We start from the raw sequence: 21,336 nt of genomic DNA, 5'->3' as shown, positions 1-21,336 counted from the left end.
AAAACTATAGATAATTTGAGGTACTATATATTGTAGGAGGAGTCGAATAGATGAACCGACCAGATGGCCGAAAGGCTGATAAAATGCGTCCATTAAAAATCACTCGTAATTATTTAAAATATCCGGAAGGATCGGTGCTGATAGAAGTGGGCAATACGAAGGTAATATGTGCTGCCACAATTGAGGATAAAGTACCACATTTTATGAAGGGCTCAGGTGAAGGATGGATTACTGCTGAATATTCTTTGTTACCTCGCTCTACACAGGTGCGTAATATTCGTGAGTCCGCTAAAGGAAAAATAACAGGAAGGACTCATGAAATTCAGCGGCTAATTGGCAGAGCATTGCGGAGTGTGGTTGACTTAAGAGCCTTAGGGGAAAAAACAATTTGGATTGATTGTGATGTTATACAAGCGGATGGCGGTACTCGGACGGCTGCGATTACAGGATCGTTTGTGGCCCTGGTCGATGCAGTGAATAGTATTTATACCAACCATGAGAAACCTTTCCCTGTGAAAGAGTTCTTAGCAGCGGTTAGTATCGGTGTTGTAAAAGATACGGTGATTGCTGATTTGTGTTATGAAGAGGATTCGGCAGCGATTGTGGATATGAATGTTGTAATGACTGGGAGCGGCCAGTTTGTAGAGGTGCAGGGAACAGGTGAAAAACGTCCTTTTAGTCGACAGGAGCTGAATGAAATGCTGGCTGTTGCAGAAAAGATGGTAGGGGAATTAATTGATTATCAAAAAGATATTCTAGGACCTTTATCGTGGAAAATCGGACGTGAACCATGAAAGAAATAGTGGTAGCGACTACGAATAAAGGGAAAGTTGCCGAGATTGCCTTAGCTTTGGCCAACTTGCCTGTCAAAGTGTTAGATTTAAGTGATTTTGGTGATATTCCTGAGGCTGTGGAAGATGGTGATAGCTTTATGGCAAATGCTCAGCTAAAAGCTAAGCATTATGCCCATTATACGGGAAAGGCCTGCTTAGCAGATGATTCTGGACTAGAAGTGGATGCATTAGGAGGCGCACCAGGCATTTATTCTGCACGTTTTGCAGGGGAGGATGCTAATGATGCTGCAAATAATCAAAAATTGTTAGCCGAATTAACAGGTGTTGTCCCTGAAAAGCGTACGGCTAGATTTCGTTGTGTTTTGGCTCTTGCTGACATTGATGGGACGATCGTGACTGCCGATGGAGTAAGAGAAGGGATTATTGGTCAAGATTTGCGTGGTTTAGGCGGCTTTGGGTACGATCCATTGTTTTATATGCCTGAAATGGAGAAAACCATGGCTGAATGTTCAAAGAGTGAAAAAAATGATATCAGCCATAGAGGACAAGCGCTAAAGATTATGACCAAGATACTGGGAGAGTATTTAAAATGAAGATAGGGGTCATGAGTGATACCCATGGTGACCAGGCAGCTGTCAGGCAAGGGATAAAAGCAGCAGGTCCTATGGATATGTGGCTGCATGCAGGAGATTATAGCCAAGATGCAAGCTATTTGGCTAAGTTAGCGAATGTTCCTGTATTTGCAGCGAGAGGAAATTGTGATGGACAGGCAACTGCTAAAATTGATGAATTTATAGAAGTGGCTGATAAGAAAATATGGATAACCCATGGGCATCGTTATGGTGTAAAGCAAGGTGTCAGTCAATTGGTGGAATGGGGCAGGCAATATGAGGTGGACATTGTAATTTATGGACATACTCATATCCCGGATAGCCGCTGGGAGGAAAATTTACTGGTTTTCAATCCGGGCAGTGCTGCTGAACCTCGCTCTGGATATGGTACTTGTGGTATTTTAAACATAGATCATGAAGGGAAAATAACAGTGAAAATTCTTACTTTTGAGTAAGAAAGTAAAACGAATATAGTAATAGAGGGTCTGATCTACATTTTGTGTAGAACAGACCCTCATTACTATAAAATTGTTTAGTTTAATGCTTTACTCAATCATAATTCTTGGTATAAGCTACTTGTAATACTTCATCTGGCAATTCATTTTCCCAACGCGCTACGACTACAGCAGCTACGCAGTTACCAATTAAATTGCAAGCTGTACGAGCCATATCAAGTATACGGTCAACCCCAAGGATAATACCAATACCTTCTACTGGCAAACCAAAGGCTGCTGCGGTACCGGCAATAACGATCAAGGAAGCACCAGGCACTGCTGCAATACCTTTTGTTGACATCATCAATGTCACAAGCATAATCAATTGAGTTTCGATTGGGAAGGGGATATTATAAACTTGAGCGATAAAAATAACAGCTAATGCACTATACAATGTGGAACCATCTAAATTAAATGTGTAACCTGTAGGCAACACGAAGGTAACAATATGCTTTGGAACGCCAAACTGCTCTAATTTTTCCATTGCAATTGGCAATGCTGCTTCGCTGGAGGCAGTGGAGAAAGCAATCAAGATAGGCTCTTTTATAGCTCTTAAGAGCTGGAAGAAATTCATACGGATAATTAGTGAAGCACAGGCTAATAACAAGAAAATAAAAAGTACTAAAGCAAAATATAAGGAACCGATCAGCTTTGCTAAAGGAATCAGCATACCCAAGCCGAATTTGCCTACTGTATAAGAAATTAGAGCAAAAACACCAATAGGAGCTAATTTCATTACATACCAAGTAAATTTGAACATGATTTCAGCAACGCTGATTGCTAATGTAACGGTTGGTTTGCCTTTTTCTCCCATAGCGGCAGCTGCTACACCGAAGAATGTGGAGAACAGAATGATTTGCAGCATATCGCCGCGTCCCATGGCATCTACCACGTTGGTAGGTACAATGTTAACGATCATTTGTGTCATATCAATGGTCTTTTTTGCTGCTGCTGCTGCGGAACTCACATCAGCACCTGTTGCGATTGCGACACCTGCACCAGGCTGGAATACATTTGCGACAGCCAGCCCAACGAAGAGAGCCAACGTTGTAGCGACTTCAAACCAAATAATTGCTTTTGCGCCTAAACGACCTAGTTTCTTAAAGTCACCAGTACCTGCAATACCCATAATTAATGAACTGAAAATTAAAGGTACCACAATCATTTTAATCATACGGATAAACGTATCACCAACAGGCTTTAATGCTTGTCCATAGACTGGGAAGATATAACCGAACACAACACCTAGAATAAGAGCAATAAAAATTTGAGTTGTCAGGCCTATTCCCTTTTTTCCTTTTTCCATAAACGAATCCTCCTATAAATTTTGATTACTTGGAAACACCAAGAGATAAAGTAATCAAGGGGATTGCCTTGATTACCTTTACTGCACTGCACAGTAAAGAGAAAATATTTTTAATGATGAAATACTTTCTTCTCCTAGTATAGATTGTAACCATCTGCCAAACTACAGAAAACAACTGAAAAATTATTATGCAATTCAGAATTATATAAGAATAGCTTTTTGGGGAGATGAGGATTATAATATTGTATGTCGAATTTTGTATTTATAATGTTCTGCTAAATGTTCCACTAAAGGAGGGAGTTTTCTGTTATCTACTTTTCTAAAAGAAATGCATGATGTGTTTGGGGGTATACAAGAGTTATTTCATAAGTATAAATCCCTTATCAATACGATATTGCTTGTTTCCTTAACTGGTATCGTATATATTTATCCTTTTGGCAGCTATTTTCGTTTTACCTTAGCGATTGTATTGTTAATCGTCTTTTTATTATATTTTGAACAGTTTCCCATTTTATCTGGTACAATCTTGACAGGAGCAGTGATTGTATTTTTTCGTACGACAACGGATTTTCTAATAAGCGGCCATGATTATAAGACTGCTATCATGTATAACTTACCTTCCCTGGCATATTACATATCTTTTGCTGTACTATTTTACTTATTTTCCATTCGAAAGTACAAAGATCACATATTGGTTCTTATTCTCTTGTTGAGCGTGGTTGATATCCTAAGTAATATGGTTGAACTTTTTTGTCGTTCCGAATTGATCGGTGCAAAATTTGCAGTGGTTTTTCCAAGCATTGTAGTCGTGGCTATTGTGCGAGCTAGTTTAGCCTTTGTTGGGTATTATGCATTAAAGCAATATCAATCTTTTATTCTAGCCAATGATCAGGCAAAGCGCTATATCGAGCAAACTCTTATGGTTGCTAAATTGAAAAGCGAGCTATTTTATCTGGAAAAATCGTCTCAGGATATCGAAAATGTTATGGAGAAGGCCTATTGGCTTTATAAGCAATTAAACTCTAAGATACAATTCGATAGTGAACAAGAAAATTTGCCTGCAGAGAATGCTCTTGCAGTTGCAAGGGAAATTCACGAGATAAAGAAAGATTACTATCGAGTCATTACTGGAATTGAAAATATTCTTAGACCCTCAAGCAGGGCTCAGAAGATAAAACTATCAGAAATATTGTTTATCATTGAACAAAATACAATACGGTATTTGAATGTAATCGATAAAAAAATTGATATCACCTATGAGTTAGCGGATGATTTTCTTACAGACAAGCATTATACCTTAGTTTCCATATTAGATAATCTCATTATGAACTCAATTGAGGCCTGTGGTGATGATGGAATTATTAAGGTAATTGAGACCAGTTCCAATGACACTATATATTTTTGTGTGGAAGACAATGGGGTTGGTATTGATGAACAAGAATTTGAGTTGATTTTTAATCCTGGTTATTCTACAAAATTTTCGCCGCGTACTGGCAAAATTTCAACAGGACTAGGCTTGGCCCATGTGAAAAATTACATTGAGCTATTAGGTGGAACCATTCGTGTGGAATCGCAGCCTGATGTATGTACTCGGTTTTTAATCGCGTTACCTCGCTTAGGCGTACTGATTTCTAACAAGGGTGCTGATTTTTCTGTACCTTACTCTTAACGTTATATATTTGGAGTAAACGATTCATAATAAAGTATTTTTATAAGAGAGTGGTGCTAATATGTCGTTACGTTTTGTGATTGTTGATGATGATCTTGTGATTTGTAGAATTCTACAAAAAATTATTGAGCAAAATCAATTAGGTACTGTTGTTGAGCAATGCAATGACGGCTTAAAGGGCGAGAGGATCATTCGAGAATATCAGCCGGACATTGCATTGGTTGATTTATTGCTGCCAGGTCAAGATGGAGCGGAACTCATTGAAAAGGTGTCTGCAGCAGCGACCAATACTTCGTTTATCATGGTTTCCCAAGCCACGAGCGAACAATTAATTACGAAAGCTTATGAAGCTGGGATTGAGTTTTTTATTCATAAACCCATTAATGTCTTAGAAACGGTATCTGTGATTAATAAAGTGCAGGAACATCGTAAGTTAAAACAGATTATGTCTTTGATGCATCAAACCATTTCCCAATATCCTCATATTCGTCCTGCAGTTGAGGAAGGGGCGAAAAATATGCAAAAGACTCGCATTTACAAAGTTTTTTCTGATCTGGGAATCATTGGTGAGGCAGGTGTAAAAGACATTTATCGAATGGTACAGCTAATCCTGAAGAAAAGTACAGAAAGTAAGTCTTATCAGTTGTGTGATATCTATCAGCAAATGTCAGAAGGAATGGAGCAGGATGCCAAGGCAATTGAGCAGCGAGTACGTCGTGCTACAACGAAAAGCTTGCACAATCTTGCCAATTTAGGGATTGATGATTATTACAATGAAATCTTTCAGTCCCATAGTTCTTCATTGTTTGATTTTAAAGAAGTACGCCAGGAGATGAATTTTATTCTGGGAAAAAGCCAATACCGAGGAAAGATCAATGTCAAAAAATTCATTGAAGGGTTATTATTTATTGCAGAAGTCTGATGGTTAAGATGGCAAGTGGGGTACTACAACATATAAGGTTGTAGTACCCCACGTTATTTATCAGAGGGCTTATACTAAAATTAGTAGTTTATTGAATATTCTTAATGTTTTGAGTATGTTGTGATTTTTAGAAGGATTTTGGATAAAGCTATACGAAGTATCATCTTGATTGTCCTATGACAATTAAATTTTATAAGGGGTGGTATTATGAAGAAACGTATTCTCAGTATTTTTGTAACCCTTTGTCTCTTAGTGGTCTGTTTACAGGTAGTCGCTTTTGCGGCAGAAGCTCCAGAAAAACCTAATGTTGTAATTCTTGCAACAGGAGGAACCATTGCTGGTGCAGGTGTTAGCAGTACTACAACCGTGGGGTATACAGCTGCTGTTACTGCCGTAGACAAACTTATTTCTAATGTCCCCGAATTGACTAAAGTCGCAAATGTACGCGGAGAACAAGTATTTCAAATTGCCAGTGAAAGTATAACCATGGAAAATTGGTTAACGCTGGCTAAACGTGTCAATCAACTTCTTGCTCAAGATAATGTAGATGGCATCGTTATTACTCATGGGACAGATACATTAGAAGAAACCGCATATTTTCTTGATCTAGTAGTAAAAAGTGAAAAACCGGTTGTACTTGTTGGATCGATGCGTCCTGGTACTGCAATGAGTGCTGACGGTCCTCTCAATTTGTATCGTGCTGTTATTCTTGCTGGTACGAAAGAAGCTGCTGGTAACGGTGTCATGGTAATGCTGAATGACACGATTCATTCGGGTCGTGAAGTAACAAAAACGATCACTGACCGTGTTGATACTTTTCAGGCACCAATCGTCGGTGCGCTAGGTGTATTTACTGGTGATAAACCTGTATTCTATCGTCAATCCTTACGCAAAAATACGGTAGCGACGGAATTTGATGTCACTAACCTGACGTCATTGCCTCGTGTTGATATTGTGTATCATTATGCCGGCAATGCTGGAACCATGATTGATGCTGCTGTAAATGCTGGTGCAAAAGGGATTGTTCATGCAGGAACTGGTAACGGCAGTATTGGAAAAGCGGAATATCCTGCAGTTGAGAATGCTCTTAAAAATGGTGTAGTTATTGTAAGGAGTGCCAGAGTTGGCAGTGGGATTATCGCTCGTAATGGGGAAGCAAATGATGACAAGTTTGGCTTTATTGCCAGTGATAACCTGAATCCACAAAAAGCACGCATTTTATTAATGCTGGCTCTGACCAAAACTACTGATGTAAATGAAATTCAACAAATGTTCTGGAAATATTAAAGTCATACTGAATTGAATTTGGTATATGCAATGAACCGCAAGGACGAATGACGCTATGTGCCTGCAAACACGATAGTGCCAGAGTCCATGCATTTAAAAAAAATAGCAGCAGTAGTTTTTTGAATATTTATAATACTTTCTGTATGATGCTATGAGAGGGTTGCATTTTCTCGAAAAATATGACATAATTAATCATGGTTAATAAATTGGATTAATGGATTAAGCCAATTGCGAGGTGCAATCATGATTTTACAGCGAGTAGGTATTCCGATCTATTTGCAAATTAAAACATACATTTTGGACAAAATAAAATCTGGAGAGTATGTATCGGGTGCTAAAATACCTACAGAAAGAGAATTGTCTCTCGAATTAGGCGTGAGCCGCAATACTGTCAGCGCTGCTTACAAAGAACTTTTGCTGGAGGGTGTACTTGAAGCACAGCAAGGGCGTGGAACGTTTGTAAAAACGGTTTCGGATGATGAGGAAGCGAAAGTCGTCGGTGGAAGACGGGAGCGATTGGTTAAAATTATTGATGATGCCATGACAAAAGTAGTAGAGTTAGGTTTCACAGTAGATCAATTTGCGGCAATTGCCAGTATCCGGGCCATTGAAAAGAACCAAGCTGTTAAAGAATTGCGAGTGGCTGTTGTCGATTGTGCTTCTGAATACATCCAACGCTTTATTAACCAAATTGGTCAAATTGCCAACGTACGATTTGAAACGGTAATCTTAGCAGAATTAATTGAAGGACGAACTCCCATTGAATTATTGCAGGCTTGTGACTTAGTTGTTACGACGCTGGGGCATCAAGCAGCAGTTGTTGGCTTACTGGGAAAAGCAAGTAAAGTAATTGGTGTAGCTACGGTTCCAAATCTTGATGCAGTTATCAAATTGGCCCGCTTACCAGCAAACACTCAAGTGGCAATTGTGGCAAAGAGTGATGCATTTGTATCCAATCTGCAAAATTTACTGGAGAAAACATCAATTAATCATTTGGATTTTACAGTAGTACAATCAAGTGATTTCTCAGAAGTTAATAGGATTATTGCTAATTATAAAGTGATAATTGTCAGTGAAGAACGCGAAATACTTGTGCGCCAAATGGTGAATGAAAGTCAAGAAGTGATTACGTTCTATTATGAAATTGATCGCGGTTCATTGAACCAGGTTCTGATGAAGTTAGTTAGTCAAGCACTTTAGATAGTAGAAATACTAGATATAGATTTTAATAGCAAAGGAGTAGTTAGGATGGAAAACAATAAAGTAAAAGTGATTTTGGGGGTCATTGGAGCTGACTGTCATGCAGTAGGTAACAAAATTTTAAACTATGCCTTTACTTCCGCAGGATTTGAAGTAGTTAATTTAGGGGTGTTGGTTCCTCAAGAAGAATTTGTAAATGCAGCTATTGAAACGGATGCAAAAGCCATTCTCGTCGCTTCCTTATATGGACACGGGGAAATTGATTGTCGGGGATTGAGAGAACGCTGCCGTGAATCCGGTTTAGGTGATATTTTATTGTATGTTGGCGGAAATTTGGTAGTTGGTAAAACTGATTTTACGGAAGTACACAAAAAATTTATTGAAATGGGTTATGACAGAGTCTATGAGCCAGGTATACTTCCTGATCAAGTGGTCATTGATTTAAAGAATGATTTAGGTTTATAAGGGAGTCTTGATTATGAATCATATTTTACTGATTGATTTTGGGAGTACTTATACCAAAATTACTGCAGTGGATATTGACAATGAAATAGTATTAGGCACTGCTCGTGGTATAACTACTGTAGAAACTGATATTATGAATGGACTAAATCAGGCGATCGATGCCTTGTTTCTCAAGACGGGTAAACTAAAATTTTCAAAAGTATTAGGTTGCTCTAGTGCAGCCGGTGGATTGAAAATGGTAGCCGTTGGATTGGTGCCTGAACTTACAGCAGAAGCTGCCAAACGTGCAGCTCTAGGGGCTGGTGCCAAGATTATGGGTGTTTATGGTAATGAATTAAATGAATATGAAATACAAGAAATAGCCCAGTTGCAACCGGAAATTATTCTGTTGGCAGGTGGTACCAATGGCGGTAATAAAGAAGTGATTCTGCATAATGCTAGAATGCTTACCACTCTTGGTAAAGATATTCCTGTCATTGTAGCAGGTAATAAATCGGTAGCACCTCAAGTAGTCAGAACATTATTAGAAGCGATGACAGAGGTAGTACATACTGAAAATGTAATGCCGAAGTTAAATGAACTAAATATTGAGCCTGCACGTGAAACCATTCGCAGTGTATTCTTAAGAAGGATTGTGGAAGCTAAGGGTCTCAATAAAGCAAATCAGTTTGTTGATGATGTAGTTATGCCTACGCCGGCTGCGGTATTGAAGGCTGCTGAACTTCTAAGCAAAGGTACAGAATATGAGCCTGGTTTAGGTGACTTAATGGTAGTGGATATTGGTGGTGCAACCACTGATGTATATTCCATTGCCAAAGGTGATCCTACTAAAACCAATGTAGCCTTGCGAGGACTGCCAGAACCCTTTGCGAAACGTACAGTCGAAGGCGATCTGGGGATGCGGTATAGTGCGACAGCTCTATTTAAAGCAGCTGGTGCCAAGAGGATTGCAGATTATGCCAATGTTTCTGCAGAGGATGTGGAGGCATATGTGGAAAAGGTCGAAGCAAATATTGAATATTTACCACAAAATGAGATTGAAAAAAAAGTGGAAATCGCCATGGGGAAAGCTTGTACTTCCTTAGCGGTGGAACGCCATGTCGGACAGCTTGAAACGATATTCACATGTTTCGGTTCTGCTTTTGTACAAAAAGGCAAGGATCTGAGTGATGTTAAGACGGTGGTAGGTACTGGTGGCGTAATTGTCCATCATGAACAGCCTAAAGAAATTTTAAAGGGTGCAGCATACAGTGAAAGTACACCTGAAATGTTAAAGCCTGAGTGTTCGAAGTACTTGATTGATGAAGAGTACATTATGGCATCCATGGGTCTATTGGGTGAAGTATATCCGGATGTAGCAGTAAGAATGATGAAAAAATATATTGTGCGGGGGTAGCAGTAATGGAATTGAAAAATAAAAAGTGGACACATGATCACTTCTATGGTGTACGCGAAGAAATATTGAAACATTGGCCAACGGGTGCTGATGTAAATTTTGAGGAAGCTGTTAAGTATCACGAGACAATCCCAGCTAGAAAACATTTTGCAAAGCGTTTAGTAAAAGCGAAGAAGAATGGTGAAACATTAACTCAGCCCAGAGCAGGGGTTGCATTATTGGATGAACACATTAATCTTTTGAACTTTTTGCGTACAGAGGGAGAAGCGGATCTTCTGCCAACTACGATTGATAGTTATACTCGTCAAAATCAATATGAAAATTGTGCAAATGCAATTGAAGAAAGTATGAAAGCCGGTCGCTCCTTACTAAATGGTTTTCCAGCAGTAAATCATGGAGTTCATGGTGTACGTAAACTGGTAGAAAGTGTAGATGGTCCATTGCAAGTACGCCATGGTACACCGGATGCTCGCTTATTAACAGAAATAACGTTAGCAGGTGGATTCACATCCTATGAGGGGGGCGGTATCTCCTATAACATTCCTTATGCCAAAAGTGTTTCGTTAGAAAAAACAATTTATGATTGGCAGTATAATGACCGCTTGGTAGGTATTTATGCTGAGCATGGCATTGAAATTAACAGAGAGCCTTTTGGACCTTTAACAGGTACGCTAGTACCACCTTGCATTTCTCATGCAGTAGCCATCATTGAAGGTATTTTGGCAGCGGAGCAGGGTGTTAAAAATATAACACTAGGTTATGGTCAATGTGGTAATCTATTCCAAGACGTTGCAGCGATTAAAGCCTTAGAGCAGCTGGCAGAAGAATATCTGGTGAAACATGGATATAGTGACTGCGTATTAACTACTGTATTCCATCAATGGATGGGCGGATTCCCGCAAGATGAAGCAAAGGCATTTGCTGTAATTTCTTGGGGCGCAGCAGCTGCTGCCTTGGCAAAGGCTACGAAAGTTATTGTTAAGACTCCTCATGAAGCGTTAGGGATTCCTACAAAAGAAGCCAATGCGATGGGACTTCGTGCAACGAAGCAATTAATCAATATGCTGGCAGACCAACCATTCCCGATGACTGCAGAAGTAGATATCGAAGTGGAAATGATAAAAGCAGAAACACGTTGTATTTTGGATAAAGTTTTTGAACTTGGCAATGGAGATTTTGCATCTGGTAGTGTTCGTGCCTTTGAAGCCGGCGTTCTAGACGTACCTTTTGCTCCTAGCCAATATTCCTTGAATAAAATTCTGCCAGCCCGTGATAATAATGGCGCTGTACGATTATTTGATGTAGGAAATCTACCTTTCACACAGGATATTATTGACTTCCATAAAGCTAAAATTGATGCTCGCGCTAAAGAAGAAGGACGTAAAGCAAGTTTCCAAATGGTTATTGATGATATTTATGCGATTTCCAAGGGACGCTTAGTAGGCAGACCTAATAAATAAATCTAAGATTCAGCAGGGCGGCAAAAGGTATTCTGCCTTTTGCCGCCTTGCATAAAAAGGAATGGAGAGTGTAATCATGAAAATTGTAAATGTTGTATGTTCAAAAGGTCGTACTGGTTTTTATTTTGATGATCAACGGGCTATTAAAGCAGGAGCTCAACATGATGGTTTTAGTTATGTAGGAGAAACGGTTACTCCTGGATTTCATTCCATTCGTCAAACTGGGGAAGCTGTATCGGTAATGATCGTATTAGAAGATGGACAAGTGGCTTACGGCGATTGCGCTGCTGTACAATACAGCGGAGCAGGCGGACGTGACCCATTGTTTTTAGCCGAAGATTTTATTCCTGTGATTGAACAAGAAATTAAACCACGTCTCGTGGGTCGTGAATTAACTTCTTTTAGACAATTGGCAGGAGAAATTGACAGCATGGTTGATGCAAAAACAGGTAAACTAATCCATACTGCACTGCGTTATGGCGTAACCCAAGCAATTTTAGATGCTGTATCCAAAGCAAAACATAAATTGATGTGTGAAGTAGTTGCAGAAGAATATAACACAACTGTTAGTGAAATAGCGATTGATATTTTTACCCAGTCTGGGGATAATCGCTATGATAATGCTGATAAAATGATCATCAAAGGGGCTCAGGTATTGCCTCATGCCTTGATTAACAATGTAGAAGAAAAATTAGGCAAGAATGGTGAATTGTTGCTTGAATATGTTACTTGGTTAAAGAATCGTATACTAAGCTTGCGTACCAGCGATTCTTATAATCCTGTACTGCACATTGATGTTTATGGCACAATTGGTGCTGCATTCGATCTGGATACCGAAAGAATGGTCTCTTATTTCCGTGAATTAGAAAAAGCAGCTGCTCCTTTAAAACTTCGCATTGAAGGTCCGATGGATGTAGAAGATCGCGAAAAACAAATGTTAGCGTTAAAAGAAATTACGGCTCGTTTGCACGAAGAAAAGATTAATGTAGAAGTGGTTGCTGATGAATGGTGCAATACGCTTGAAGATATTAAATATTTTGCTGACAATAATGCTGGTGATATGCTGCAAATCAAAACACCGGATTTAGGCGGAATTAACAATACCATCGAAGCTGTTTTATATTGTAAAGAAAAAGGCGTAGGTGCATACCAAGGCGGTACTTGCAACGAAACAGATCGTTCCGCACAGGTTTGTGTACATCTTGCGATGGCAACTAAACCAGTACAGATGTTAGCAAAACCAGGCATGGGCGTGGATGAAGGCATCATGATTGTATATAATGAAATGCAACGTATCTTAGCTGTTCGCCAGGCTCGTAAGGCATAAATATGAGAATGTTAATGCATGAGCAATTAATGTATGCTAGTTATTTTGCACCCAGAGGACGTAATCGTATGTTTGTTTTGGGGCAGCAGATTAGTGAACGTTATTTGTCGCCATTGGATCGTCTAATTGGCATTGTTGGTGGTCCTGGTGCAGGTAAATCTTCCTTAATTAAAGGTATGTTTCCTGGATTAGAATTAACAAATGATGATGATGGTGTAAATGTACGCCCCTTGCCTTTGCTCAAAAATATTGAAAAAGATTTCTTTTCCAGTCATACCTATCATATTGATATTCGTTTTGAGTTGGCATTTACTCAACTTCATGTATTAGCAGATGCTATTAAAAAAGCATTATCTCATGATAAGCGGGTCATAGTAGAACATTTTGATCTGTTATATCCTGCTCTGGGGGCAAATGCTGACGTGCTCTTAGGTGTAGGCGGCGAGGTTATTGCTGTTCGTCCTAATGTTTTTGGTCCTTTTCCCCAGGAAATTGCTGATGTGGTTGTAAAGACTTTAAAGTATCGTAAAATGGCTCATACTGCTGAAGATTTGACAGAAAGTATTTTGTTGAAAGATTATGGTGCTATCTTGCCTTTTGGTCACAGAGATGTACATCATGGTTTTGTCCTGGAATATCCTGTGGAGATTGATGCCGATCTTAAGGAAGTTGAAAAAAAGGTTAAAGAAATCATTGATGAGGGCTTGAAGGTTTGCTACTCTGACGAGGGGCATATTGAAATTGGTGATGTTTCATGGGCGTGTACGGGACCGCGGACCCATGTGCATAATACGGAAGATATTGAAGGTTTTCGTCTGCTCCATGAGTATAAATATGACCCTAAAACGAAAACCTACCTTATTATTGGCTTGGTAGGACCATTGGAAGAGAATCTTGATGGCTTTTCCAGCATGGTCTTTCATGCATCATTGTAAAAGTGTATAATTAGCTGTAAATGGGTACTGTCTTCTTAAGAGAAGGCAGTACCCATAAGAGCATCAAAATCATAATTGCACAAAGATACATATAAAGAATTTTTCATTAGGAGGTTAGAAAAATGGCAAGTATTGCAAAAACTGCTCAAGCAGGAACCTTAGAATCAAGCGATGTTATGATTACTGTAGCTCCTGGTACCCAAGGAAGCGGTATTGTTATTGAATTAGAAAGTATTGTCTTGGCTCAGTATGGTGAAGATATTAAGATCATCTTAGAGAAAACGGCGAAGGATCAGGGGGTTACGGATATCTATATTAAGGCGGTAGACCGGGGAGCGCTGGATTGTACCATCTATGCTCGGACTTTGGCTGCATTAAGCCGTGCAGGTGCTGTGCTAAAGGAGGAAATCGTATAATGGATTTAAGAAGAAGTATGTTATTTATTCCAGGAAATAATCCGGGAATGCTGCAAAATGGCGGTGTATTTGGTGCAGATTCGGTTATTTTGGATTTAGAAGATGCTGTGGCTCCCATGGAAAAAGATGCAGCCCGGTTTTTGGTTGCCCAGGCTCTGCGCACTGTGGATTATGGAGCTAGTGAAACTGTGGTTCGGATTAATCCTTTAGATACTTTTGCTGCTGTCGATATTAAAGCCATTGTTCCTTGTTGTCCGGATGCAATTTTGGTGCCGAAAGTAGAAAGTGCAGCCGATATTCATCAAGTGGCTGCTATGATTGCCGCGGCGGAAAAACCAGATCAAGCGCCTGTAAAGATTATTGCTCTATTAGAAACACCTTGCGGGATTGTCGAAGCGTATCATATTGCAAAAGCGGACCCGAGGGTAGTTGCTCTTGCTTTAGGTGCTGAAGATTATACAGCAGGTCTGGGTGCTATGCGTACCAAAGAAGGTACTGAGATCTTTACAGCACGTACCATTGTTATCAATGCAGCTGCGGCTGCAAATGTTCAATCCATTGATACTCCCTATACCGATGCCAATGATGAAGAAGGGCTGCTTGCCGATACACAGCTGGCTAAAAGGTTGGGCTTCAAGGGGAAATTGTCCATCAATCCTAGGCAGATTGATGTAATTCATACTGTATTTAACCCTAGTCTAAATGATATTGATTGGGCGCAGCAAGTCATCCATGCCATTCGTAAGGCAGAGGCCGAAGGATCAGGTGTGGCGTCATTAAATGGTAAGATGGTGGATTTGCCAATTGTAAATCGTGCAGAACGCATCTTACATTTGGCAGAATTGTTAGGTTTGATGGGGGGGAAAAAATAATGAAAAATGCAATTGGACGTGAAATACCTGAAACAATTTCTGGCATAGCAGCAATAAAGCCCTTTGCTGGTGCTTTTGCTACCTCACCAAAAATGACACGTCAGGCACCTAAAGTCAAAACCATAAAACCTACCGACCGAAAATTAGTCGATAGTTTAGTCGAAGTGTTTAAAAAAATACCTGTAACTGATGGAATGACCTTGTCTTTTCATCACCACTTCCGAAATGGTGATGGCGTTGTAAATATGGTCTTGGCAACTGCGGCGCAGTTAGGATTGAAAAATCTAACCGTTGCTTTAAGTTCTGTCTTTCCTATACACGCACCGATTATTGAACATGTAAAAAATGGTGTGGTAACGGGTCTTGATACGAATTATATGTCCGGTCCAGTCGCTCAGGCTGTATCGACAGGTTTATTTGATAAACCTGTCGTACTGCGCACTCATGGAGGACGTGGACGAGCGATTGAATGTGGTCAGCTTAAAATTGATGTGGCGTTTATCGCAGCGCCAGCAGCTGATGAATACGGTAATTTAAATGGTGTAGAAGGTCCGGCTGCATGCGGTTCACTCGGTTATGCTTTTCCTGATGCTCAGTATGCAGATTATGTAGTAGCTGTGACGGATTATATAGGTGAATACCCTCTATCGCCTATATCCATACCTCAGACGAGGGTAGATTATGTAGTAAAGGTAGAATGTGTAGGGGACCCTAAAGGCATTGTTTCAGGTACAACTCGTATTACCAAAGATCCAGTGGGACTTAAAATTGCTGAAACGGCAGCAAAAGTAATTCAAGCTACTGGACTTATAAAAAATGGTTTTGCATTTCAAACAGGAGCAGGTGGTGCTTCCTTAGCAACGGCTGCTTTTGTCCGAAAAATGATGGAGAAAGACAAGGTTGTGGGGAGTTTTGCATTAGGCGGCATTACTGGATATATGGTGGATATGCTGGAAAGCGGTTTGTTTAAGAGATTGATGGATGTCCAGGGGTTTGACTTAGAAGCGATTCGTTCTTTATCTACCAATCCAAATCACTTAGAAATTGGTGCTGATTTTTATGCAAGTCCATTTAATGCCGGATGCGCCGTTAATCAGCTAGATGTGGTCATTCTAGGGGCTACAGAAATGGACACTGACTTTAATGTGAATGTAGTTACGGGTTCTGATGGTGTTATTATGGGTGGTTCAGGCGGTCATGCGGATGCAGCGGCAGGTGCGAAAGTTACGATCATTGTAGCCAATTTATTACGTGGACGTTTGCCCATTATTGTGGATAAAGTACTTACGGCCACGACTCCAGGTGAAACGATTGATGTTCTTGTTACAGAAAGAGGTGTGGCAGTAAATCCTCTTAGAGCCGATTTAAAAGAAAAATTCCTGGCAGCAGGATTGCCGGTTAAAGATATACAAGAATTAAAACAATTGGCAGAGAAAATAGCCGGAGCCCCTAAAGCAGTAAAGACAGGCGAAAAGATAGTTGCAGTAGTAGAATATCGTGATGGTACGATTATCGATGTTGTGCGCCAAGTGGAGGGCTAGTGATGTTGTGGGGCACTATGGAAGAGCGGGTAATCAATCTTAATAATGCTAGACAGGTTAGTGCCGTGAGAGAGTTTCTCTCTAGATTTTCCTTAACTTTTACTGAACAAGTAGACTATACCATTGCCTTATATAAAGAAGATTCTATTGTAGCGACAGGTTCGTTTTCTGGAGAAGTATTGCGTAACATTGCTATTGATGAGTCGCTGCAGGGGGAAGGTCTGACGTCAGCAGTCGTCAGCCATTTAATGCAGGAAGCAGGACGGCGGGGAATCTATCATTATTTTATTTTCACCAAGCCTGACAAGGCGCATTTATTTAGTGCATTAGGATTTAAAGAAGTTGGGCGGGCAGATCCATATGCAGTACTTTTAGAAGCTGGTATCGGGTCGATTGATTCGTATTGTAAGGCGATGGCTGCTTTGACAGCCCATCTGCCTTCGGGAAAAAGAGCTGGCTTAGTAGTAAACTGCAATCCTTTTACTTTGGGACATCAGGCGGTAATTGCCAAAGCAGCTAAAGAAAATGCAGCTGTGGTGGTATTGGTAGTCAGTGAAGAGGGATCTGTATTCCCTTTTGACATCCGCTTTTCTCTGGTTAAGCAGGGATTAGCTGACTATGATAACGTAGTCGTGCTGCCAGGAGGTAAATATATTGTGTCGGCTGCTACGTTTCCTGGCTATTTTACCAAGGGAGACGAAACGGTAACAGCTCAGACAAGGCTGGATGCTACTATTTTTGCTAAGCATATTGCACCTGCCATGGGAATTACTTGTCGGTATATGGGGGATGAACCTTATTGCTTAGTGACAAAGGCTTATAACCAAGCGATGCTCGATATTTTACCACAGCATCGGATTGATGTGCTGGAAATGCCAAGGATTTCTGTTCAAGGAAATGCTGTGAGTGCCTCTAGGGTTCGAGAACTCTTAAGGCAGGAAGGATGGGAGGAGATTCGTACTTTAGTACCGGATACGACCTATCAATTCCTTCGCTCTCCTGCAGCAATTCCTATTATAGAAAAAATACAAAGTAGTATATCGAGACATTAAAGTATATATTGAAATAAATAAGATAGTCTGTCAGGAATGAATATAGAGATTTGATTGGTATTATATAATGCCGTTTATCCCTATATTCTATTTCTGACGACTAACATGTGTATATATAAACACCTTTTAATGCATGATAGATATGTATTTTTTCTTATTTGCAAAATAGAAAGAATTTTGCAATAAATCAAAAGAATAATGTATACAAAATACAATTGCCATGTTATAATCAAGTAAAAGAATAGTGGAGGTGCTGTTTTGTGCGCATTGAGCATGATTTTCTAGGAGAAATACAAATACAAGATGAAGTTTACTATGGAGTACAAACGACTAGAGCCTTAGAAAATTTTATTATTACTGGTCATAGAATGAATACTGATTTTATTGCATCTTTTGGTATTGTAAAAGCCGCAGCAGCCAAAGCTAACATGAGAACTGGCCGTATGCCAATCAAAATTGGCAATGCAATTGTGCAAGCAGCGCAAGAGATCATTGAGGGAAAGCTGCATGATCAATTTATAGTGGATTGCATCCAAGGTGGAGCAGGAACTTCCATGAATATGAATGCTAATGAAGTCATAGCGAATCGAGCACTTGAAATCTTAGGTGAGGCAAAGGGAAATTACGCGCTTATTTCACCTAATAATCATGTAAATATGGCGCAATCTACTAACGATGTTATGCCAACAGCTATGCGTATTTGTACCATTACAAAGGCCAAAAAGCTGATTGCTGCATTAGAAGATATGGCAGCTACTTTTACTGTTAAGGGAGATAACTTTAATCATATCTTGAAAATGGGACGTACCCATTTGCAAGATGCCGTACCTATTACATTAGGACAAGAGTTTTATGCATATGCAGAGGCCACAAAACGGGCAATCAAACGCATTAGAGAAAATGTTAGGAATATGCATTTTGTGAATATGGGTGCCACAGCAGTTGGTACTGGTTTAAATGCTGAGCCAGAATATATTGCCTTTGTTGTAGAAGAACTTTCTCGCTTAACAGGTGAAGAAATTCATTCAGCCGATAATTTAGTAGATGCTACCCAAAATACAGATCAAATTGCTGAATTTTCCAGTGCCCTCAAAGTTACGGCTTTGGCTTTCTGTAAAATTGCCAGCGATTTAAGACTCATGTCATCGGGGCCTCGCTGCGGTTTGGGAGAACTTTCTCTTCCTGCAAGGCAGCCGGGGTCATCGATTATGCCTGGCAAAGTAAATCCTGTCATACCCGAAGTTGTGAATCAAGTGGCGTATCAAGTGATTGGTAATGACTTGGTTATTAGTTTAGCTGTAGAAAATGGGCAGTTTGAGTTAAATGTTATGGAGCCAGTCATGGCATATAATCTCTTTAATTCTTTAACGATTTTAACGAATGTAGTAAATACATTAAATCATAAATGCGTGAAAGATATTGAAGCTAATGAAGAGCGCTGTCGTGAGATGATTGATAAGAGTGTGGGAATAGTGACTGCGCTGTTACCTCATATTGGATATGAGCAATCTTCTGCAATTGCAAAAGAGGCTTTAAAAACAGGAGCATCTGTTAAAGAACTAGTTATTTCTAAAGGCTTATTAACAGCTGCTCAACTAGAAATTATTTTATCACCAAGTGAAATGACACAACCTGGTATCGCTGGAAAACAATTCTTAAAATAAATGAAATGAATATGGTGAATTTACGGTCAAGAAGTGCATTTTTAGTGTATTTTTTGACCGTAACTCTTATGCGAAGGCTATGTATAGAGTTGCGTTACTATAAAAAAAAGTTATATAACGCAAATATTCTATAAAATTTATATTATTGTGATAGAGTGAGTGGTTTACCTGAAAAGTTTGTGATATAATACACTTGAATATTAGAATAGGGGGATGAGCATGCGTACAATTGAGGTAGAGCAAATTACTCAGGCGATAGCAAAAATGTGCATGGATGCTTGCTATTATTTGTCCGAGGACGTGTATGACGCTTTAGTGTCAGCTGGAAGAAAAGAAGAATCGGCTTTAGGTAAAGAAATTATTGGAAAGCTGGTAGAAAACGCCAATATTTCTAGAAATGAACAAAGACCTATTTGTCAAGATACTGGTATGACAGTAGTGTTTATGGAAGTAGGACAAGATGTTCATTTGGTGGGTGGCAGTTTGGAAGAGGCAGTAAATGCCGGTGTTGCTAAAGGTTACACAGAAGGCTATTTGCGTAAATCCGTAGTGGCAGAGCCTTTGTTTAATCGTAAAAATACTACAAACAATACCCCTGCGATTTTACATACTAGCATTGTGCCTGGTGACAAAGTTAAAATTAAACTAGCACCTAAAGGTTTTGGCAGCGAAAATAAAAGTGCCTTAAAAATGCTTGTACCTGCTGATGGTGTTGAAGGTTTGAAAAAAGTTGTTCTTGATACGGTAAAAACAGCGGGACCTAACGCCTGTCCTCCGATGGTCATTGGTGTAGGTGTAGGTGGTACCATGGAAAAGGCTACAATACTCGCTAAAAAGGCTCTTTTACGTTCTGTCAACAAACGCAATGATCATCCTGAATATGCAAAATTGGAAGAAGAATTATTAGAGATGGTTAACAAAACAGGTGTAGGTCCTCAAGGATTAGGTGGGGTAACAACTGCTTTAGCAGTAAATGTTGAATATTTTGCTACCCATATTGCGGGTTTACCAGTTGCTGTTAATATTAATTGCCATGCCACACGGCATGCTGAAGTTGAACTTTAGGAGGTGTAGAGAAGATGGCAGAAGTAAAACGTATTACCACTCCATTAACAAAAGAAATGGCTCGTTCCTTAAAAGCTGGTGATAGTGTGTTAATTACTGGAACGATCTTTAGTGCTCGTGATGCAGCTCATAAGGTAATGACAGAAGCTCTTGATCGAGGCGAAAAATTACCTGTAGATTTTACAAATCAAATCGTATACTATTTGGGGCCTACGCCGGCAAAACCAGGAGATCCTATTGGTTCAGCTGGTCCGACCACTGCTGGACGTATGGATAAGTATACACCACAAATGATTGAACAAGGTCTTAGTGGTATGATTGGTAAAGGATATCGCTCTCCAGAAGTAGTGGAAGCTATGAAAAAAAATAGTACCGTGTTCATGGTAGCCATTGGCGGTGCAGCAGCTTTGATTGCAAAAACCATTAAAGCCTATGAGGTGTTAGCATATCCTGAATTGGGCGCAGAAGCATTGGCTAAGCTTACAGTAGAAGATTTTCCTGCAATTGTAGCGATTGACTGTAATGGCAATAACTATTACGAAGAAGGTCAAAAGCCCTATCGTAAAATATAATCGTCAATTAGGTAATAGAGCGATCTTGAGTCGGACAAGCTAAGAGAGCTGAAAAGTATTTAAAATGGAAAGGGCCAAGTTGCGCAGGATTTACTACTGATGAAGGAGAGGCCTAGGGTTACTTGGTCCATAGGATAAAACTTTTTTGCTTAGTAAAAAGACATTTGCGAATAAATTCACATTTATGTAAATTTATTAAAGGAAAAAGTGACGCAGTGTCGAAGTAGCTTTATTTGTACAGTGTGTTGGTATGTATTTTATACCAACTATGTAAATATTACAGGAGGT

Annotated in this window: 20 protein-coding genes; 19 read left to right on the top strand and 1 reads right to left on the bottom strand. The window is 39.7% G+C overall.

What is annotated here, in order from left to right:
* The first annotated feature begins 50 nt into the window (after positions 1–50).
* From rph to LMF89_RS09735, 3 genes are read left to right on the top strand one after another with little or no spacing between them, the layout of a single operon-like run.
* Positions 51–794: a ribonuclease PH gene (gene rph, locus LMF89_RS09745; RefSeq protein ID WP_007959608.1), complete on the top strand. Its 744-nt coding sequence runs from the start codon at positions 51–53 to the stop codon at positions 792–794.
* Positions 791–1,387 carry an XTP/dITP diphosphatase gene (locus tag LMF89_RS09740; protein ID WP_229534883.1) on the top strand — a complete coding sequence of 199 codons (597 nt, stop codon included), beginning with the start codon at positions 791–793 and terminating at the stop codon, positions 1,385–1,387. Before rph ends, LMF89_RS09740 begins: the two co-directional genes overlap by 4 nt.
* The gene (locus tag LMF89_RS09735) at positions 1,384–1,860 is read left to right on the top strand and encodes a metallophosphoesterase (RefSeq protein WP_229534882.1); all 477 of its coding nucleotides are present in this window, start codon (positions 1,384–1,386) and stop codon (positions 1,858–1,860) included. The genes LMF89_RS09740 and LMF89_RS09735 overlap by 4 nt, the downstream gene beginning before the upstream one ends.
* Before the next feature lie 94 nt (positions 1,861–1,954).
* Here LMF89_RS09735 and LMF89_RS09730 read toward each other — a convergent pair whose 3' ends face one another.
* A complete protein-coding gene (locus LMF89_RS09730) occupies positions 1,955–3,205 on the bottom strand; it encodes a dicarboxylate/amino acid:cation symporter (RefSeq protein ID WP_229534881.1) in 1,251 nt (416 codons plus the stop codon).
* A 328-nt stretch (positions 3,206–3,533) separates the two neighbouring features.
* Between LMF89_RS09730 and LMF89_RS09725 the strand changes: the two genes are divergently transcribed.
* The 16 genes from LMF89_RS09725 to LMF89_RS09650 all read left to right on the top strand — a co-directional run bounded on the left by LMF89_RS09725 (position 3,534) and on the right by LMF89_RS09650 (position 21,048).
* Entirely contained in the window at positions 3,534–4,874 is a 1,341-nt protein-coding gene (locus tag LMF89_RS09725; protein WP_229534880.1) for an ATP-binding protein, read from the top strand.
* Positions 4,875–4,935: 61 nt separating this feature from the next.
* The gene (locus LMF89_RS09720) at positions 4,936–5,796 is read left to right on the top strand and encodes a response regulator (protein WP_229534879.1); all 861 of its coding nucleotides are present in this window, start codon (positions 4,936–4,938) and stop codon (positions 5,794–5,796) included.
* A gap of 207 nt (positions 5,797–6,003) precedes the next feature.
* Positions 6,004–7,083, top strand: coding sequence for a type II asparaginase (locus tag LMF89_RS09715; protein ID WP_229534878.1), 1,080 nt, complete (start codon positions 6,004–6,006; stop codon positions 7,081–7,083).
* Positions 7,084–7,326: 243 nt separating this feature from the next.
* Entirely contained in the window at positions 7,327–8,283 is a 957-nt protein-coding gene (locus tag LMF89_RS09710) for a GntR family transcriptional regulator (protein WP_229534877.1), read from the top strand.
* Between the two features lie 48 nt (positions 8,284–8,331).
* A complete protein-coding gene (glmS, locus tag LMF89_RS09705; protein WP_007959623.1) occupies positions 8,332–8,748 on the top strand; it encodes a methylaspartate mutase subunit S in 417 nt (138 codons plus the stop codon).
* Between the two features lie 13 nt (positions 8,749–8,761).
* Complete coding sequence (gene glmL, locus LMF89_RS09700) at positions 8,762–10,144, top strand: methylaspartate mutase accessory protein GlmL (protein ID WP_229534876.1); 1,383 nt, start codon at positions 8,762–8,764, stop codon at positions 10,142–10,144.
* A gap of 5 nt (positions 10,145–10,149) precedes the next feature.
* Positions 10,150–11,604 carry a methylaspartate mutase subunit E gene (locus LMF89_RS09695; RefSeq protein WP_007959625.1) on the top strand — a complete coding sequence of 485 codons (1,455 nt, stop codon included), beginning with the start codon at positions 10,150–10,152 and terminating at the stop codon, positions 11,602–11,604.
* 76 nt (positions 11,605–11,680) lie between these two features.
* A complete protein-coding gene (locus LMF89_RS09690; RefSeq protein ID WP_229534875.1) occupies positions 11,681–12,931 on the top strand; it encodes a methylaspartate ammonia-lyase in 1,251 nt (416 codons plus the stop codon).
* Positions 12,932–12,960: 29 nt separating this feature from the next.
* On the top strand, positions 12,961–13,866 hold the full coding sequence (locus LMF89_RS09685; RefSeq protein ID WP_007959628.1) for a hypothetical protein: 906 nt from the start codon (positions 12,961–12,963) through the stop codon (positions 13,864–13,866).
* Positions 13,867–13,988: 122 nt separating this feature from the next.
* The gene (gene citD, locus LMF89_RS09680) at positions 13,989–14,282 is read left to right on the top strand and encodes a citrate lyase acyl carrier protein (RefSeq protein ID WP_229534873.1); all 294 of its coding nucleotides are present in this window, start codon (positions 13,989–13,991) and stop codon (positions 14,280–14,282) included.
* Positions 14,282–15,154 (top strand): HpcH/HpaI aldolase/citrate lyase family protein, encoded by an 873-nt coding sequence (locus LMF89_RS09675; RefSeq protein ID WP_229534872.1) that lies wholly within the window; start codon positions 14,282–14,284, stop codon positions 15,152–15,154. Before citD ends, LMF89_RS09675 begins: the two co-directional genes overlap by 1 nt.
* Positions 15,154–16,695 carry a citrate lyase subunit alpha gene (gene citF / locus LMF89_RS09670; RefSeq protein WP_229534871.1) on the top strand — a complete coding sequence of 514 codons (1,542 nt, stop codon included), beginning with the start codon at positions 15,154–15,156 and terminating at the stop codon, positions 16,693–16,695. Before LMF89_RS09675 ends, citF begins: the two co-directional genes overlap by 1 nt.
* Before the next feature lie 2 nt (positions 16,696–16,697).
* The gene (gene citC / locus LMF89_RS09665) at positions 16,698–17,747 is read left to right on the top strand and encodes a [citrate (pro-3S)-lyase] ligase (RefSeq protein ID WP_229534870.1); all 1,050 of its coding nucleotides are present in this window, start codon (positions 16,698–16,700) and stop codon (positions 17,745–17,747) included.
* A gap of 260 nt (positions 17,748–18,007) precedes the next feature.
* On the top strand, positions 18,008–19,411 hold the full coding sequence (locus tag LMF89_RS09660) for an aspartate ammonia-lyase (protein ID WP_229534869.1): 1,404 nt from the start codon (positions 18,008–18,010) through the stop codon (positions 19,409–19,411).
* A 219-nt stretch (positions 19,412–19,630) separates the two neighbouring features.
* Positions 19,631–20,476 (top strand): fumarate hydratase, encoded by an 846-nt coding sequence (locus tag LMF89_RS09655; protein WP_229534868.1) that lies wholly within the window; start codon positions 19,631–19,633, stop codon positions 20,474–20,476.
* A 14-nt stretch (positions 20,477–20,490) separates the two neighbouring features.
* Entirely contained in the window at positions 20,491–21,048 is a 558-nt protein-coding gene (locus LMF89_RS09650) for a Fe-S-containing hydro-lyase (protein WP_229534867.1), read from the top strand.
* The last annotated feature ends 288 nt before the right edge of the window (positions 21,049–21,336 follow it).

The sequence above is a fragment of the Pelosinus baikalensis genome (assembly GCF_020819555.1).
Classification (GTDB): domain Bacteria; phylum Bacillota; class Negativicutes; order DSM-13327; family DSM-13327; genus Pelosinus; species Pelosinus baikalensis.
Note: the sequence above shows the minus strand (reverse complement) of the source record. Positions and strands in the feature narration are given on the sequence as shown.

Excerpts from the sequence above, each read along its gene's own strand:
- LMF89_RS09730 (WP_229534881.1), bottom strand. The coding sequence starts at position 3,205 with ATGGAAAAAGGAAAAAAGGGAATAGGCCTGACAACTCAAATTTTTATT.
- citC (WP_229534870.1), top strand. The coding sequence starts at position 16,698 with ATGTTGTGGGGCACTATGGAAGAGCGGGTAATCAATCTTAATAATGCT.
- rph (WP_007959608.1), top strand. The coding sequence starts at position 51 with ATGAACCGACCAGATGGCCGAAAGGCTGATAAAATGCGTCCATTAAAA.
- glmL (WP_229534876.1), top strand. The coding sequence starts at position 8,762 with ATGAATCATATTTTACTGATTGATTTTGGGAGTACTTATACCAAAATT.
- LMF89_RS09720 (WP_229534879.1), top strand. The coding sequence starts at position 4,936 with ATGTCGTTACGTTTTGTGATTGTTGATGATGATCTTGTGATTTGTAGA.
- LMF89_RS09695 (WP_007959625.1), top strand. The coding sequence starts at position 10,150 with ATGGAATTGAAAAATAAAAAGTGGACACATGATCACTTCTATGGTGTA.
- LMF89_RS09740 (WP_229534883.1), top strand. The coding sequence starts at position 791 with ATGAAAGAAATAGTGGTAGCGACTACGAATAAAGGGAAAGTTGCCGAG.
- citF (WP_229534871.1), top strand. The coding sequence starts at position 15,154 with ATGAAAAATGCAATTGGACGTGAAATACCTGAAACAATTTCTGGCATA.
- LMF89_RS09710 (WP_229534877.1), top strand. The coding sequence starts at position 7,327 with ATGATTTTACAGCGAGTAGGTATTCCGATCTATTTGCAAATTAAAACA.
- LMF89_RS09715 (WP_229534878.1), top strand. The coding sequence starts at position 6,004 with ATGAAGAAACGTATTCTCAGTATTTTTGTAACCCTTTGTCTCTTAGTG.
- LMF89_RS09675 (WP_229534872.1), top strand. The coding sequence starts at position 14,282 with ATGGATTTAAGAAGAAGTATGTTATTTATTCCAGGAAATAATCCGGGA.
- LMF89_RS09685 (WP_007959628.1), top strand. The coding sequence starts at position 12,961 with ATGTATGCTAGTTATTTTGCACCCAGAGGACGTAATCGTATGTTTGTT.
- glmS (WP_007959623.1), top strand. The coding sequence starts at position 8,332 with ATGGAAAACAATAAAGTAAAAGTGATTTTGGGGGTCATTGGAGCTGAC.
- LMF89_RS09735 (WP_229534882.1), top strand. The coding sequence starts at position 1,384 with ATGAAGATAGGGGTCATGAGTGATACCCATGGTGACCAGGCAGCTGTC.
- LMF89_RS09650 (WP_229534867.1), top strand. The coding sequence starts at position 20,491 with ATGGCAGAAGTAAAACGTATTACCACTCCATTAACAAAAGAAATGGCT.
- LMF89_RS09655 (WP_229534868.1), top strand. The coding sequence starts at position 19,631 with ATGCGTACAATTGAGGTAGAGCAAATTACTCAGGCGATAGCAAAAATG.
- LMF89_RS09690 (WP_229534875.1), top strand. The coding sequence starts at position 11,681 with ATGAAAATTGTAAATGTTGTATGTTCAAAAGGTCGTACTGGTTTTTAT.
- citD (WP_229534873.1), top strand. The coding sequence starts at position 13,989 with ATGGCAAGTATTGCAAAAACTGCTCAAGCAGGAACCTTAGAATCAAGC.
- LMF89_RS09725 (WP_229534880.1), top strand. The coding sequence starts at position 3,534 with ATGCATGATGTGTTTGGGGGTATACAAGAGTTATTTCATAAGTATAAA.